This is a genomic window from Eubacterium limosum, assembly GCF_000807675.2.
Classification (GTDB): domain Bacteria; phylum Bacillota; class Clostridia; order Eubacteriales; family Eubacteriaceae; genus Eubacterium; species Eubacterium limosum.
In genome coordinates this window covers 2,853,006-2,870,520 of record NZ_CP019962.1, presented here as the reverse complement: position 1 = coordinate 2,870,520, position 17,515 = coordinate 2,853,006, and the positions used below count along the sequence as shown (strand labels likewise).

Below are 17,515 nucleotides of genomic sequence, written 5' to 3'. Positions count from 1 at the left end.
CCTTTAATTAAGTAAAACCATATATTTATCTGCAACGTGTATTATTTCAATTTATTTCTTCTTAACAGTACACCAAAAGTGATACCACAGAGTACTAAAACAAGAACGAGCGGAATATACCCATGGCTTTGTATTCCTGTTCCAACAGGTGTTCCATTTGTATTGTTATCAATTTTTTCAGAATCCGCTTTGGCTGTTTTCAGCACCTTAAGCCCAGTCTGGGCTGAATGAATACCGTTATCTGCCCTTAGCTGATGATCACCTTCTTCGGTGTCAAAAGGCACCTGAAATGTAAGTGTCACCTTTCCATCTGTGTCTGCTGGTGCCTTCCCAATCTCTTTTGGCATCGAGTGCAGCGTAAAAATGACTTCTGCATTCGGTTCAAAGTCTTCACCTGTCAAAGTAATCGTATCGCCATGTTTTCCAATACTCTGGCTTGTGACAATGCTCGGTGTGCGTAAACGCCACTGGGCATACAGCTTGACTACTTCTCCATCGACTATGGTCAGATTTTTAACCTCCTCACCATCGCCATAGGCAGTTCCGCCTCCGTCGGCCTGGGTGTTCCAGCCCGTAAAGGTGTAGCCAGTCTTGGTATAGCTGTTGCGTTCCAGACTAGCCGCCTCGTCATAGGTCATGGCCTGATCGGCCATGCTGCCGCCGTCGGCGGTGTTGCCCTCGAATTGGATGCTGTACTTGTTGGCACGCCACTGGGCGTACAGTGGAACGGTTTCGCCATCTGCTGTGGTCAGATTTTTAACATTCTCACCATCGGTATAGGCGGTCCCGCCGCCATTGGCCTGGGTGTTCCAGCCTGTAAAGGTGTAGCCGGTTTTGGTGTAACCGTTGGCCGTCAGATTGACCGCCGTATCGTAGGTCATGGCTTGATCGGTCATGCTGCCGCCATCGGCGGTGTTGCCGTCGAATTTGACGTTATAGTTATTTGCACGCCACTGGGCATATAATTTGACTACTTCGCCATCTATGACTGTAAAATCTTCGGTTAGTGTGGCTTTATCGGGATAAACAGCTCCACTTTTCAATTCTTTCCAGCCGCTAAAGGTGTAGCCGGTTTTGGTATATTCATTTGGGTTCAATGGCAGCTCTTCGCCGTAATTTTTTGTCTGGTCCGGCATCACGCCCTTGCCTCCGTTACTGTCAAAGGCAAGCGTATAGACAGCGGAAAATATGATTTGACGATAGCTGGAAACAGAACCTCCGTCCGTTATATTTAGTGTATATGTACCAATGTCTTTTGCTTCCAGAGTCTGTGCTGTTGCGCCCTCTATATCTTTTCCGTTCAATTGCCATTGATAAACTGCCGATGATGAATAATCATCGGGGTTTAAGAGCTTTAAAGTGACTGGCGTACTTAGATATTTGGCGGTTATCCTCTCCGGCAGTCCGCTGTTATCATAGTCCTTTACGGAAGATGGATCTTCAATATCGGTGAGCGGCATATTAACCCGGGGCAGCCATAAATATACACTTGCGCTTGAATCGGTATAGACATCCCTGACGCCGTAAAGGTTAGAGTAAGCATTCGGTACCTGTGCCGTGTGGAGCCTGGCCATCAGGACGTCAAGCTCACCTGCTTTTACCATTTCATTCGGTCCATAAACAGAGCTTGCGTCAATTCGATTCTGGGACACTGGGAGACCTGCGCTGTTGATAAAAGTTCCTGATATTGAGGAATTTACATACAGACTTCCTCCGTTTATAATTGCTTTGCTGCATTCTATACTACGGTTTCTGTACCCATCGGCCGAGACAGTCCCTCCATTTAAAACCAGCGTATCTGCTGAAATTCCTTTTTTATCAAAATTACTATTAGTATTAGTAATATTTACCTTTCCACCATTTATTGTTATATTTGCATCATCACCTCCCAAAATGGCATTCCATTTTCCCGCATAACAATTAATTGTCCCGCTGTTTATTGTTATGTCACCACTACCTGTACCATCATATGACGAGGCACCTCCTATGGCTGCACTGTAGTTTCCTCCTCTGGCCTCAATAAAACCATTGCCTCCATCTTCAATAGTGGGTGAGCTTCCGACACGCACTAATATTCCCGCATAATAGGAGCCTGATGGTTGAACATAGTTATTTCCAACAAGCGTAAGTGTAACAGTCGAATTCTCAGTAATGGAAAAGCCGTCTCCGCTGGGTGATTTAATGTTAATACCATTTGCAGCAACATTCGTCTCGATCCCGCCTTTCACCATGACGAAATGATTAACGGTGGCGCCGGAGGTGCTGTAAAGCTCAATCGTATCTGATGAGTCGATCCCACGTGTGACTGTACTGCCCTGTGTGACCTGAATATCTGATTGGCCTGTCGTATCAGGCTCAATGACAACACTTCCACTGGCGATATCAAATGAGAAAGGTTGATTGGAGCGACTCCGATCTTCCGATTTTTCCTCTTTAAATCGCACATCTTCCCTCTCATCAACTGCTTTAGGATCATCCACCTCCGCTTCATTTACAGTTACTGTAACACCCGGGGGCGTAAGATGATCTGCCAGTGTATATTCCTCTGCTGGTATTGCGGTGAACCGGTATTCTCCCGGAGCGTCCCTGTCATACTGGGGATGGGCTGTCCAGGTGACTGGTACCTCGAACTTCTGCTCCTTTTCGGCGTTTTTTACCCTAGCAATCAGGCTGGAAGGGAGGTCTAGCTGCTCCTGGCTGGTTCCTAACGCAACATCCCGGTCGTCTAAACTTCCATCGGGTATATCAAAGGTATAAATCACCTGTTTCGCTTTTAGTAACTCCTGTTCTTCTGCCTGAACGGCAGTATTTAATAAAAACGCGAACAACAGCGTAAGTATGATCAGCAACCCTATACTTAACCTGTGAAGTTCTCGTGTGTAAAACTTTTTCATATAAATTCCTCCTGTCATCTTTGACGCTTATCTTTTCATGCCTGGTTTTTGAGTATAACAGTAAAAAACTTATTTTGAAACGAATATAAAACTTTTTCACGCACCATTGTTGACACCACTGTGACAACCTGTTTATTATTGGCCTATAGCCTGAAATAACTGTTCTGTTCATTTTTCCTGTTTTTTAAACCATAACACTAAACAAAAGCATATTCTTTAATTTTATTTAAAACACTTGTGCGAAAAAAATCCTGTGTTAAAATGGTGCCAAACATAATATGAAAGGATGTGCTTTAAAATGAAAAAATTTAAAACTGCTCTGTCAACAATCTCCATGCTTCTTTTGTTCTTAATGCTTTGGAGTATGCCTGCTTTAGCCCAGACCTCAGACAGCAATTCTCTCAATGGCTATGCACGGCCACCTCGGCGGCCACCACATCGGCTCTCTGCCTGCACGGCTCAATTCGATAAAAATTTTGTGAATCTCGATTGTCTGTCAACAGATAATTTTGAAAAAGTAACGTTTTGAAAATATTTTATAAATTATAAAGGATGTGTTTTTAAATGAAAAAGTTCAAAAAAATTTTGTCAACGATTTCTATGCTTTTTATCTTTTTGGTGCTGGGGAATTTTTCAGTTTTTGCTCAGGATTCGGATACCGGGCCTCCCGAAGGGTATCCTCACACACAGCTTTATTTTAATAAAGAATCTGTAAAGGATGGCGACCAGGTAACAGCAACCTTAGAGCTGGACAACCAGACAAACGCTGATTTAATGAATGTAACCCTTGAGACCACTCTCCCTGAGGGGCTGTATTCTGAAAGTACCACAAGAACCTATGATAAAATCGCCGCCGGACAAAAAATCCTTCACAGCTTTACAATACAGGTTGGCGACAAAAGCTCTGTGATCCCTGTGTCACTCTCCAGCATCCCTTCAAATCCTGTAACAGGAGCACCGGGTACTATCGGCATTGGTATTGCCCTAACCGCTGCATTGATCGTCTTTGCTGTTTGGCTCTGCAAAAGAAGAAAGGGGCAGATGGTATTCTCGATTGCGCTCTGCCTGCTGTTGACAACACAGCTTCTGCTGACGGCTTTTCCAAATCCCGTTTACGCCGAGGAGGAAAGTGATACGGATACTTCTTTGTCTGATGAAGTAGAGAGCATCTCTTATTCTGTTAGCAGCGATCTGACAGTAAACGAGAGCACAGAAGTACTTTCTACCACTGTCACCATTGGTTCTGTCGAGTTGGTTGAGCTGTCTGAAATTACATATGAAGCGCTTCAGACTAACAGCTCTGTCGCCGCTGGCGCTGCCTTTTTCGATATTGTTATTTCCAGCCAAAGTGACCCATTTTCTGACGCTGTGAAGGCTGAGGATATTGTCCTGAAAAATGCTTTTGAAAATGCCAGAATTGATACAATCACTCTTCTGGACGAGCATACGTTAGCGTTGAGTCTCACTGGACCTTTGGATAAAGAGGATGAGAGCAATGCACTGCTTGAGCTTAACAAAAACTGCTTTAAACAGGACGGCGAAAAGCAAGGGCGTCTGATGGTTGATGTCTCCTCTCCGCTACCGTACTTTGCGGAGGGCACTGACAATGTGCACCTTAACGAGGGTGATACGGCTGTTCTGCAATTCAGCATTGACACTGCACAGTTCTCCCAAACGGCGGACGCGTCAGCCTTTACCTTTGATGATCCAGCCATCCAGCCAGTTAACCTGACCATACCCTCAACTCTTTCCAGCAGGGATGGGCTTCTGGAAGTACGTGTTGATGGTGCGGAGAGCAAGACGGACATCCTAAACGCGCTTCGCGGCGCCACAATGACCATTGACAGTGCTGCACTTAATTGTGACAGTCTGACGCTGCCGCTGACGCTTGAAGAAGAAAGAATCAACACCGATTTAATTCTGGCGAATGCGGTGCGCAGCTCTGAAAAAGAGACTCAGGCCACAGCTGAGTTTACTGGCCGTGTAAGCTCGCTCAATGGCAGTGTTGATTTAACGCAGGGGGTCATCGCTCTTGCCGACGCGCCGCAGCCTGGTGTCAGTGTTTCACCTTTAAAGATTTCAGGAGATTCCAACAATCTCTTTAGCTTTACAGTGACAATCGATGATCCTGAGCTCCCCAACTGGGCTGAGGAGGACGAGGGGCTTGAAACGTTCTTTGCCTATTGGGCCTACTCTCAAAAGCTTTATCTGGATACAAACTGTGTCATTGACGCCTACGGCGTCCCCGTTCAGGCTTCTGAATACGCCATGGTCGTTTATGAAAGTGATGCTTCAGACGATGAACTGTTAGCTTCAAATGCGTCGGGAAAAGATCTTCTCGCAAAATCATTCACATATACTTCTAAAATACTAAGCATTGCCAATTTCTTTGCCAAGGAGGCTCCTTGGGGAATAGGTGCCGGAATCCTGGGGCTCGGCGGTGATGCTTTATCCTCCAGTGGAATGGGTGAAATTAAAGATAATTTGATCGCACTGAATGCTGAAGTTGCCGAACTCAATAAAAAAGCAGATGCTATCAGTCAGGATCTAAAATATCTGGTAAATCACATCAAAGATACAGAAATGCGAAATAAGGTTTCTGCATTCGGAAAAGAGGCTGACCGCCTCTCTTGGACTGTAAATAAAATCAACAGTCAGGAAAATAATGCGATTGCTAACTTAATGGAAGTCACGGACACTGCTTCCAACGAATATCATACCTATGTCAATCAGATTAATAATACGGTTGCATACAGCGCTGGGGGCGGCGACACCTTTGCAAAAGATACTCTGGCCTTTGGAAAATCCATTCTCGGTGACGATTTCATGGAAAGCGACAGCACTTTGGATGTCTACGTGAACCTTTACAACTCCCGTTGTAATTGGGCTTCACAAACTATAAATCCAAAATCTAATTTTTTAGCTTATGCTAACTCTCTTTACTTAAAAGCTTATATGATGAGCATGTGCTATATGAAGAGTAGTAACACTAACCATCAATATGATCACGCCATTGAGGAAATGAAAACCCAATTCCAAGCATTTCTTAAAAAAAGTGATGTTTATAATGAGGCTATGGTTCTCCCAGAAGGAAAAGACATTAATCTTATTGACGGAAAGGAATATAGCTATAATGGTCTTTATTCTTATAACTTGCAAAATCATTTTGAACGAAGTTTTCCCGGACGTATGTTTAGTACTTCATATATTTCATCAAAACCAATGTATATGAAATCTTTTACAGAATTAGTCCGAAACACTTTTGATGCACGTAATAAAAGTTTTAATACAATCAACAAAAATCCAGATATGGAAACATTAATCGCGATGAAAAGCAGACTTAATTCCAGCGGTAAAACATCTATTCTCGAAGAATTGACAGACCTTGGCTTTAATACAAAAGGTGGCAAGGTTCTTTATATCGGAAACAGCAGCTTAATTGATGAAGATTTAACACCATCTATCTCTATAGGATACGAATACGGCGCAAAGGCAGCCTATAGGTTTTATGGAGATGTTTTCAACCTCGAGACTGGTGCTGCCCAAGTAAACGAACATTTATTTGACGTTAATGTATCTGCATTCGCTTATAAAAAATGGGATGCTAAAATTAGTCTGAATTTACTTCCTGACAAAATAATATCTTTTATCCGATAGAACGCTAAGTTATAGTCTTATTGCTTACCAAATTGCTATCACTCCACACGGTGTTTCTATATTTTCACATACCATTGTTGATACCGCAGTGACAACCTGTTTAGCTTATAGCCTCAAATAACTGTAAAGTAATATTTTAAAAATATCTAAAAAATTATAAAGGATGTGTTTTTAAATGAAAAAGTTTAAAAGAATTTTATCAACGATTTCTATGCTCTTTATCTTTTTAATGCTGGGGAATTTTTCAGTTTTTGCCCAGGATTCGGATACTGGCCCCCCCGAAGGGTATCCTCCCACACAGCTTTATTTTAATAAAGAATCTGTAAAGGATGGCGACCAGGTAACGGCGACCTTAGAGCTGGACAACCAGACAAACGCTGATTTAATGAATGTAACCCTTGAGACCACTCTCCCTGAGGGGCTGTATTCTGAAAACACTACAAGAACCTATGATAAGATTGCCACCGGGCAGAAAATCCTCCACAGCTTTACAATACAGGTCGGTGAAAAGAGCTCTGTGATTCCTGTATCGCTCTCCAGTGTCCCTTCAAATCCTGTAACAGGGACACCGAGTAAAATCGGTATCGGCATTGGCATTGTCTTAGCCGCCGTACTGATCGTCTTTTGTATCTGGCTCTGCAAAAGGAAAAAGGGACAGAAGCTGCTCTCAATTGCGCTCTGCCTGTTGTTGACAACACAACTCCTGCTGACAGCTTTTCCAAATCCCGTTTACGCCGGGGAAGAAAACGGCGCGGATGCATCTTTGTCTGATGCAATTGAAGGCATTACTTATTCTGTGAACAATGATTTGAATGTAAACGAAAGCACAAAGACACTTGCTACCAAAGTTTCCATTGGTTCTGCAAAGCTGGTTGATCTGCCTGAAATTGAGTTTGAAAAGCTTCAGACCAACAGCTCTGTCGCCGCTGGCGCAGCTTTTTTCGACATTGTTATTTCCAGTCAGGAAGATTCATTCTCTGACGCTGTCAAGGCTGAGGATATTGCGCTTAAAAATGCTTTTAAAAGCGCTAAAATTGAAACGATAAATCTTTTGGACGATCATACTTTAGTGTTAAGCCTAACAGGAACTTTGGATAAAGAGGACAAAAGCAACGGACTGCTTGAGCTTAACAAAGACTGCTTTAAACAGGACGGCGAAAAGCAAGGGCGTCTGATGGTTGATGTCTCCTCTCCGCTGCCGTATTTTGCGGAAGGCACTGACAATGTGCACCTTAACAAAGACGATACGGCTGTTCTGCAATTCAGCGTCGACACTGCACAGTTCTCCCAAACGGCGGACGCGTCAGCCTTTACCTTTGATGATCCAGCCATCCAGCCGGTTAACCTGACCATTCCCTCAACTCTTTCCAGCAGGGATGGGCTTCTGGAAGTACGTGTCAATGGTGCGGAGAGCAAGACGGACGTCATGAATGCGCTGCGCGGCACTACGATGACCATTGACAGTGCTGCCCTTAATTGTGACAGCCTGACGCTGCCGCTCAAGCTTGAAGAAGAACGAATCAGCACCGATTTAATTCTGGCGAATGCGGTGCGCAGCTCTGAAAAAGAGACTCAGGCCACGGCTGAGTTTACTGGCCGTGTCAGCTCGCTCAATGGCAGTGTTGATTTAACACAGGGAGCCGTCGCTCTCGCCGACGAGCCGCATCCTGGTGTCAGTGTCTCACCTTTAAAGATCATGGACGGTTCAAATAATCGCTTCAGCTTTACAGTGACAATTGATGATCCTGTGCTCCCCAACTGGGCTGAGGATGATGAAGGGCTTGAAATGTTTTTTGCCTACTGGGCCTACTCGCAAAGGCTTTATCTGGATACAAACTGTGTTACTGACGCCTACGGGGTCCCCGTGCAGGCTTCTGAATACGCCATGGTCGTATATGAAAGTGATGCTTCAGACGATGAACTGTTAGCTTCAAATGCGTCGGCACAAGATATTGTCGCAAAATCATTCGTATACACTTCTAAAATACTAAGCATTGTCAATTCCTTTGTCACAGGATCCCCTCTGGCGGGAATTGCCGGAATCCTGGGCCTCGGCGGTGATGCTTTATCCTCCAGTGGAATGGGCGAAATTAGAGATAATTTGGTAGCACTGAACGCTGAAGTTGCTGAGATCAGTCGAAAAACTGACGCCATCAGTCAGGAACTCAAAGACCTGATAAATCATATCAAAGATACGGAAATGCGAGATAAGGTTTCCGCATTCGGAAAAGAGGCGGACAGTCTTGCCTGGACTGTTAACAAAGTCAATAGCCCGGAAAATGATGTACTTGCTAAACTAATGGAGGTCACAGACACTGAATCCACTGAATATCACACCTATGTTAATGAGATTAATAATACGGTTGCATACAGCGCCGGCGGCGGCGATACCTTTGCAAGAGACACTCTGGCTTTCGGAAAATCCATTCTCGGTGATAATGTCATGGAAAGCGACAGCACTTTAGATGTCTATGTGAATCTTTATAATTCACGCTATAACTGGTCCTCCCAAACCATTCCTGCTAAATCCCGTTTTCTGGCCTATACCACCTCACTCTACCTGAAGGCCTATATGATAAGCATGTGCTATATGCAGAGCAATAACACAGACCATCGATATGATTACGCAATAGAGCAGATGAGAGGACAGTTTCAAAAATTCATTGAAAAATGCGAGGCCTATGATACAAGCATGAAACTTCCGGAGGGAAAGGATATCAACCTGATTGACGGAAAAACTTATGCATATGATTGTTTTGTTGTTTTTGATCCAAAAGTTTTTTTTAAACAGTGTGAAGAACGAGTACGGTATTCCTCCGGAGTGTCTATGTTTCATCCTGATCTCTATGAAAGCATGATGTATCAGAACTTGTGTATGTATATATTCCTATATGATCAGCGATTTATATCACCCCCACCAATTGAAACTTTAGATTCTATGAAATCACGGTTATCTGCCAGCGGTAAAAATTCGCTTCTCGACGAACTGGAGTCTGTCGGCTTTTCCGTACCTGGAAATTATCTTTACACCGGTAAACTGAGTTACAACCGTAATCAGATAAAACAATATAATTTCTTCGGCTATTTTGTATTCAAAGGTGACTTTATATATCATGCTGATTTATACAATCTGAAAACTGGTAACATGGAAAATAACATCTCGCTTTTAAAAGCTGATATTGATACTAAAAATATAAACGACTGGCGATCAAAATCTATACAAACGATGTTTAATAATAAAATAATAGTTATGTTACAGTAAAACATTTTATAATCATGTCAAATAATTCTTATAAAAAAGCAGCTCCACGTTTAGACAGAGGAGCTGCTTTTTTTGATTTTTTATCATAATTTATTACAGCATTAACGGTATGAGTGGTTCTCATGATAATCCTGTATGCTCTTAAGTACCTGTGGATAGCGCTTTTCTGGAACTGGCAGGGTACTGCCATCGTACATATTTATTTCACGGTACTGTACGTTTAATACATAATCCAGATTGATGATGTAGCTGCGGTGAATTCTGATAAACTGTTCAGGCAGCTCTGTCTCAATTTCTCCGATGGGCACCCGGATATTCATGGCCTTGTCTGCACATTGCAGCCTGCTCTTACGGTGTCCGGCCTCTATGTAAATGATCTGGTTGATGTCCACAAAGTATTCTTCTTTGTTCAAACCTTTAAAGCAGACCTTCTTCTCTTTGCCGATCTTTTCCTGGATCAGCTTTTGCATATACTCATAATTTTCACGGCCAGCTTTAAAGGGGAAATATTTCTCATCGCCAATCAGCAGATTGTCTGCCGTATTGGATACATGGATATGTATGGCAAGCAGTCTTCCCTCCTGCCTGCGGTACACAAAGGTGCAGCGCTGCTCGGCCAGCATGATATAGTTCTGGACGCCCTCGTTATAAACGGTATATTTTCCGCTGACAACACAGCCCTCCTCGCTTTCCCCAACAAGCTCATAAACGTCGTCTTTGACCTGAAAAGGAATCCCCTGCTCAATCTCCAGTATTTCTTTAAAGTTATCCAGGCCGTTGATAAACTGGCTTTTAAGGGGACCGATCCACATAATATCTTCTGCCATCTGCTCAATCACAAAATCCAGATCTCTTTCGTAATGTTTTCGCATAATCATGCGTGTCAGCTCCACGGCATCCTGCTTCATATTTCTTTTCCTATTCCGGCAACGTTTTTAAAATCTCTGCCTGTATTTAAGTATTTACTCTACTTATTATTATATCATTTCGGCCTGGTATAAAAAATACCGTTCGTCACGACTTTGGACCATTCACATCATTGTGGGGTTTTATTGTTCTCCCTCCACAGTGTCTATGGCCTTGATGACAGCGCCTCGAAATCCACTTTCCTCTAAAGATGCCACCCCTTTTATGGTAGTGCCTCCCGGGGAGCAAACCGCATCTTTCATGATACCGGGGTGTGTTTCATTTTCCAGATAGAGCCTGCCGGTACCGGTGATCATTTTGGCTGCCAGACGATAAGCGGTTTTTCTGGCAAGGCCATGCTTTACACCCGCATCGGCCAGCGCTTCTAAATACATGGCGGTATAGGCCGGCGCACAGCCGCTGACAGTTCCGGCAATGGAGAGCTGGCTGGAATCGACCAGCTCGACCAGCGCAATTTTACTGAACAACTCCTTAAAAAGGTTGAATTCTTCTTGGCTGAGCGAATGCTTTTCCTCACAGACGAGAATGCCCTCGCCCACAGAGACCGGTGTATTTGGAATGGTGCTGATGTGATGGGTGCCTGGGTTTAACAGACGCTCATAGTCTTCAAAGGTGTATCCGGCAGCAATGGAGATGACCACCTTGTGCTCAAGCTCATTCACCACTGGCCGGGTTACGCTCTCAATCTGATGAGGCTTGACTGCCAATATGACAAAATCGACCTTGCCGACAAGCTCCTTCGCTGTTTTTACTGCGTTTATTCCCAATTCTTCGGCGTTTTTACACAGCTTATCGTAATGACCGGCGCATGCAAATATCTGCCCGCTCGCGCATACTTTCGCGCCGATTAAACCCTTGGCAATGGCCTGTGCCATATTTCCATATCCGATAAAACCAATATTGATCTGTTCATTCATTGTGTCATTGTCCTCCTTAATAATGGCATATATTTTTCTATTCCTTTATTATATGCCTAATAAGAATAAAAAGTAACATCTTTATGACACATACGTTATTGTTTTTAAATAAAAAAGGCTGCCGGATAAGACAGCCTCTGAAAAACTTAATGAATTTTATGCTTTTAAAATGACGTCCATCCGCCGTCGGTGGCCACAATTTCCCCGGTCATATGGCTTGCATCGTCGGACGCCAAAAATAAAATGGAAGCTGCCTGTTCCTCTGCCAGTGCGTCGCGTTTGAGCATGGATTCTGTTTTCTGGCCTGCCATGGACTGCGCTTCCTGTTCAGAGACGCCGTTCGCCTGTGCTTCCTTCTGTTTCTGCATGACAAATTCATATGCTTCCTTTACCATTGGCGTATCTGTACCCGCCGGATTGACGGAATTGACACGGATACCAAAGCGCGCGTAATCCAATGCCAGATTTTTGGTCAGCCCGTTTACCGCGTGTTTGGATGCTACATAGGCAGGGTTGCCCGGCAAACCAGTCAGCCCTGCGATGGACGCATTGTTGACGACAGCGCCGCCTTTTTTCTGTTTCATAAACTGCTGAAGCTCATATTTACAGCTGTAAAAAACCGAATAAAAATTATTGGCCATGGTATAATCCATCTGCTCCTTTGTCAGGGCGTGCACAGGGTCTGGATTTCCCATCACACCGGCATTGTTGATGGCGATGTCAATCCGGCCATAGACTTTTACAGCCTCCTCCACCATTTTCCGGGCGTTTTCCTCAATCGACAGATCCAGGCACAGTAAAATCGCTTCGCCGCCTTCCTCTGTCACAGCCTTTAATACTTCGCTGCCTTCCTTTTCAAGACGGTCTGTCAGAACCAGCCTTGCGCCTTCTCTTGCTGCCCTCAATGCTGTGGCTTTTCCAATACCGCGCGCAGCGCCTGTTAACACGATGACCTGACCCTTAAACCGTTCCGGGAATATTTTTTTCATGATAAAGCTCCTTTATTAAATCGTTCTCTGTTTTATATTATAACTTAATTTTCACCGGGTATTATTCAAGTTTTTGTCAAGATTTTCTCCTAAAAGCCACGCTTTAAGCCAATTTAAAAAGCTGCCGATCAGCGTCTTTACACTGATACGGCAGCTTTCTTTTAATGCTTATTTAACTTTCCAAACCCGTTTTTCATAATCCTCAATAGAGCGGTCGCTTGAGAAGATTCCAGAGTGGGCAATATTGATGGTGGACATTTTCTGCCATTGCTTCTGGTCTCTGTACACATTGCTGGCGATATCCTGAATATCGACATACGGGGCAAAATCTTTCAGGACAAAATAAGTATCGTTGTGCAGCAGCAGGGAGTCATAAATCATCTGGAAGCCCGCGCTTTCACCAAAGAAGCCGTTGATCAGCTGACCAAGGATTTCCTGCAAGCGGGAATCGGACTCGTAAACTTCCAATGAGCGGTAGCCGCCATGGGTATTGTAATTGTACACCTCTGTATCGGACAGGCCAAAGGTAAAGACATTGTCCATTCCCACAGCCTCGGCAATTTCGACATTAGCGCCATCCATGGTGCCGAGGGTCAGGGCGCCGTTCATCATGAATTTCATATTGCCTGTACCGGATGCCTCTTTACCGGCAGTTGAAATCTGTTCTGAGATCTCTGCCGCAGGGTAGATGATCTCTGCCACGGACACGTTAAAGTTTGGCACAAAGACAACCTTAAGCTTATCCTTAACCAGCGGATCGTTGTTGACACGATCTGCAACCACGTTAATCAGGCGGATAACTTCCTTCGCATATACATAGGAGGGCGCTGCCTTGCCTGCGAGAATATAGGTCTTTGGTACAATATCGGCATTTGGATTGGAGCGCAGCTGATTATAGGTCAGAATGACGTGCAGGATGTTTAAGAGCTGGCGTTTATATTCATGGATACGCTTGACCTGTACGTCAAAAATAGAATCCGGGTTCAGGACGATGCCCTGGGTTTCCTTGATATACTTAGCCAGCCGTTCCTTATTGGCGTGCTTAATGTCTCCCAGCTTCTGGCAGAACGCCTCGTCCTGCGCATAGGGCAGCAGCGCTTCGAGGCTGCACATATTGCCAGGCTTTTTCCAGTCTGTACCGATGGTATCATCCAGCAGGGTTTTTAGTCCCGGATTGCTGCCCATCATAAAACGGCGCTGGGTTACTCCATTGGTTACAGAGGTAAAGCGGTCTGGGAACACCGCGTAGAAATCCCTGAAGGTCTCCTCACGCAGGATCTTGCTATGCAGCTCTGCCACACCATTGACGGAGTGGCTGCCGATAATGGCTAAATGTGCCATATGAACCTGGCCGTCTTTTAAAATAGCCATGCTGTAATTGCGGTCTACCTGGTCTGGATAGAACCAGTTCATATCGTTGATAAAACGGCGGTTAATTTCTTCGATGATCTGGTAAACACGGGGCAGCAGCTTCTGTACCATATCAATCGGCCATTTTTCAAGGGCTTCGGGTAATACGGTATGGTTTGTAAAGCTGATGGACTTAATGGTCATATCCCATGCAACATCCCAGTCATAGCCTTCCTCATCCACTAAAATACGCATGAGCTCCGGTACACAGAGCGCCGGGTGCGTGTCGTTAATATGAATACAGATTTTATCCGGAAAGCCGTCCATAGAGCCATGATTGTGCTTTTTATAGCGGCGGACAATCCGTTTGAGGCCCGCGCATACAAAGAAGTATTCCTGCTTCAGGCGCAGCAGCTTGCCCTCAAATCCGTGGTCGCTTGGGTACAGGATCTGGCTGATGGATTCGGCCTCTGATTTACGCTGCATGGCTTTGAGAAAGTGTCCCTGGTTAAAGGTGGACAGGTCAAAATCTTCTACAGGCTTGGCGCTCCATAAGCGCAATGAGTTGACCGTGTTGTTTCGGTAGCCCTTAACTGGAATATCATAGGGAACCGCCAGGACTGGATCGTAGTTTTCATGGATAAACTGCATTTTGCCGTTTACCTCCTCTACACGCACATCCCCGTTATATTTAACCACAACAGCCTTATCGGGCTTTACGATTTCGAAGGGATAGCCGTTTTTAAGCCAGATATCCGCAACCTCAACCTGTTCGTTGTTAATGATTTTCTGCTCAAAAAGACCGTATTTATAGCGGATGCCATTGCCGTGGCCAGGAAAACCCAGCGCAGCTGTCGAATCAAGGAAGCATGCCATCAAACGGCCAAGGCCGCCGTTTCCCAGCGCAGGGTCATGTTCCTCGGACTGAAGGGCTTCATAGTCAACCCCCAGCTCGTTCAGCGTTTCTTCAACCATGGTATCCCAGCCCAGGTTATTGACGTAGGCTTTTAACAAACGGCCGATCAGGAATTCAATGGAGAAAAAGTAAATCTGTTTTTCTTCCATTTTGTGCAGGCGGCTGTTATTTACAGCCCACTCCGCCGTGATTTCTTCCATCACCAGCTCTGCCAGCGCTTCGTACTGATGTCTGGTGGTGGACTCGCTGAAGTCTTCGCCGGAGACTTCTTCAACTTTTTTGATGAAAGCGTTTCTAAAGGCTTCCTTTGTATTTACTTTATGCTTTGTATTTTTATCTGTAATTGCCATTTTATTGATTTCCTTTCAGAATTAATAACCAATTTTTTCGTTCTGTTTCCATCTTAACTTTAATGTCTGATTTTTTCAACCTTTCTGCCCAAAATAACCCCATAGATAACGGTATCAACTTTTTCTTTAAGAAGTTTTTTCTTTTATTTTAAGAAAAGTATCCTGATTGTTTATTTTAGCGCTGGGTTAAAGTGCTTTCTTTTTTTCTGGTTGTTCTTCTGTGTGTTCTGCAATTTTTTTCCTGGCAACCACTCTTTTTTTTAAGACTGACGCTTACTGTTATGCCACCTTTAACCAGTCCCGCGCCGCTGTAATTATTGACCAGCACCTCGTCTCCGCCATCTATGCTGATGGTATGAGGCCCGTCTGCCATCCCCCTTAAATGTAATATACCGTCTTTTCCTAGAATTGCCTGGAAGTGCGTTTCACCGTCAATACAGCCTGCAATACGCTTTCCCGAAGCTGGCTGGTTGCCGTGTGTAATGCGAACACATGCGTCATAGGGCTTTGGCTGATAGGCCCCGGCTGTTTGTATCCGGCTGATGGAGGGAGGCCTGTCCACCGCGCCTTTTTCCGCTGTTATTTTAGAAAGCCAGTCTCTGAAAACCGTCTCCAGGATTCCGCCGTCACCGAGCTCTGGAAGGTTCATGAGCATGGTATAACCATCGCCGCCGTCAATTTTTGCTTCGTCGATGACCAGTATCACAGGCGTTTTATCGTCCTCAGGATCCAGGAGCTGGCCAGAATCCAGCGTTACGGACATCACCCGTTCTCCGACTGGGCGGTCGGGGCTGTAGACCATGGTAACACCCGAAATCTGAGGGAAGCCGCCGCCAGCGCCAATAATTCTTCCAGTCTCCGGGTCCTGCCCCCTGACACGGCTTACACCGTTTTCCAAAGCCTGATACAGGATTCTGGGTGTTGCCTCTCTGAAATACAGCCGGTTGCCAAAGGGGAGTACATCCAGACAGTCTCCGGCTGTTATCTGACCGCGGTGAAGGCTGGCACGGATACCGCCGCCGTTATGGAGCGCAATGACTGGCATGTCTTCAAAAATACAGGCGCCGGTCATTTGGCTTTTAAAACGTTCCTTCGCCGCATCTGCCATAGCGTCGGCAATCGCATCTCCCAGATTCGTCTCGGCGACCCGCGCTTCATTAATCCCATTGACCGTACCGCCCCAAAGAGCGGTCTGAATCCTTGCCACCACAGGTGCCAGCTTCGCCGCGTGGCCTTTTACCAGCCAGTCTGCGAGCACTGTTACTCTTTTATCCGGTTTGCAGGTTTTTTTGATGGTCTCCTCTTCTAAAAAGCTGCCTCTGGCTCTGTGCGTTACAGGATTGATCATGATTTTTCCGATACGCTGGGCGCCGCTTCCGCTTTGCTGTAGAAGAATCCCATTGATCCTTTTTTCGGCAAAAACAGAATGGCTGTGTCCGTCGATGATGATGTCAAGCCCGCTGTTTTCTCCCAGGGCTTCCGCCAGACCAACACTCTGGTTCTCTGGCGCGCTGCCCGGATCTATTCCGAGATGAGCCAGACAGATAATAATCTCTGCGCCCAGCTCCTTTAATTTTCTGATGATTTCCCGACTGCTGGTCAGGGGGCTTATAAAGTGTATTCCACGCACTTCCTTCGGCTCTGCTTCCCCTGCACCGTTAGCTATTTCCGGTGTCGTTATACCAAAGATACCGACAGTGATACCCTGTCGTTTTAATAGGGTATAGGCTCCATTATTGATTTTATGGCCGCCGTTGTAGGCTTCTCCGGCCAGCACGGGTTTTCCGTCCCGGGAGCTGTTGGCCGAGAGAATGGGAAAATCGGCGCGGCGCGCATTTGACAGCAATGTATCCAGCCCATAGTCAAACTCGTGGTTTCCAGCGGCCATGGCATCATAGCCCGCTGCGTTCATAAGTGCGATGACATCTCTTCCTTTGCTTAAAGCTGCTAACGCACTGCCCTGAATGGCATCGCCGGCATCCAACAAAAGGGCGTCTCGATAGTCTCTTTTTAGGGCTGCTGTATAGTCTGCACCAACAACGCCGGGGCTGCTTACTAATGCGCCGTGCAGATCATTGGTGGTTAAAATAATCAGATTCTTTTCTGGTTTCATAGGATGGTCTTCTTTCCTGTAAAATTTAATGGCATTATATCACTCTTTTAATGTACCCTGGTAATTCCTCCGTTAACCCTTTGTAAATTTTCACCACAAAACAAAAAAAGCAGGCCGAGTGGCTGCTCGCGTCCTGCTTC

9 protein-coding genes are annotated in these 17,515 nt (G+C 45.2%); 3 read left to right on the top strand and 6 right to left on the bottom strand.

What is annotated here, in order from left to right; all coding sequences use genetic code 11:
- Nucleotides 1–41: 41 nt before the first annotated feature.
- A complete protein-coding gene (locus tag B2M23_RS13420) occupies nucleotides 42–2,894 on the bottom strand; it encodes an InlB B-repeat-containing protein (protein WP_038350741.1) in 2,853 nt (950 codons plus the stop codon).
- Between the two features lie 298 nt (nucleotides 2,895–3,192).
- Here B2M23_RS13420 and B2M23_RS20950 point away from each other — a divergent pair, with 298 nt between their 5' ends.
- From B2M23_RS20950 to B2M23_RS13410, 3 genes are all read left to right on the top strand, one after another.
- Nucleotides 3,193–3,423: a hypothetical protein gene (locus tag B2M23_RS20950; protein ID WP_013379482.1), complete on the top strand. Its 231-nt coding sequence runs from the start codon at nucleotides 3,193–3,195 to the stop codon at nucleotides 3,421–3,423.
- 35 nt (nucleotides 3,424–3,458) lie between these two features.
- The gene (locus B2M23_RS13415) at nucleotides 3,459–6,551 is read left to right on the top strand and encodes a COG1470 family protein (protein ID WP_038350742.1); all 3,093 of its coding nucleotides are present in this window, start codon (nucleotides 3,459–3,461) and stop codon (nucleotides 6,549–6,551) included.
- Between the two features lie 175 nt (nucleotides 6,552–6,726).
- Entirely contained in the window at nucleotides 6,727–9,813 is a 3,087-nt protein-coding gene (locus B2M23_RS13410) for a COG1361 family protein (RefSeq protein ID WP_038350743.1), read from the top strand.
- Between the two features lie 101 nt (nucleotides 9,814–9,914).
- Here B2M23_RS13410 and B2M23_RS13405 read toward each other — a convergent pair whose 3' ends face one another.
- The 5 genes from B2M23_RS13405 to B2M23_RS13385 form a co-directional block, all read right to left on the bottom strand.
- Nucleotides 9,915–10,721, bottom strand: coding sequence for a LytTR family transcriptional regulator (locus B2M23_RS13405; protein WP_013379479.1), 807 nt, complete (start codon nucleotides 10,719–10,721; stop codon nucleotides 9,915–9,917).
- Nucleotides 10,722–10,862: 141 nt separating this feature from the next.
- The gene (gene proC, locus B2M23_RS13400) at nucleotides 10,863–11,657 is read right to left on the bottom strand and encodes a pyrroline-5-carboxylate reductase (RefSeq protein ID WP_038350744.1); all 795 of its coding nucleotides are present in this window, start codon (nucleotides 11,655–11,657) and stop codon (nucleotides 10,863–10,865) included.
- Nucleotides 11,658–11,821: 164 nt separating this feature from the next.
- Nucleotides 11,822–12,646, bottom strand: coding sequence for an SDR family NAD(P)-dependent oxidoreductase (locus B2M23_RS13395; RefSeq protein ID WP_038350745.1), 825 nt, complete (start codon nucleotides 12,644–12,646; stop codon nucleotides 11,822–11,824).
- Between the two features lie 168 nt (nucleotides 12,647–12,814).
- Nucleotides 12,815–15,262 carry a glycogen/starch/alpha-glucan phosphorylase gene (locus B2M23_RS13390; protein WP_038350746.1) on the bottom strand — a complete coding sequence of 816 codons (2,448 nt, stop codon included), beginning with the start codon at nucleotides 15,260–15,262 and terminating at the stop codon, nucleotides 12,815–12,817.
- Nucleotides 15,263–15,437: 175 nt separating this feature from the next.
- On the bottom strand, nucleotides 15,438–17,375 hold the full coding sequence (locus B2M23_RS13385; RefSeq protein WP_052237029.1) for a bifunctional metallophosphatase/5'-nucleotidase: 1,938 nt from the start codon (nucleotides 17,373–17,375) through the stop codon (nucleotides 15,438–15,440).
- Nucleotides 17,376–17,515: the final 140 nt, after the last annotated feature.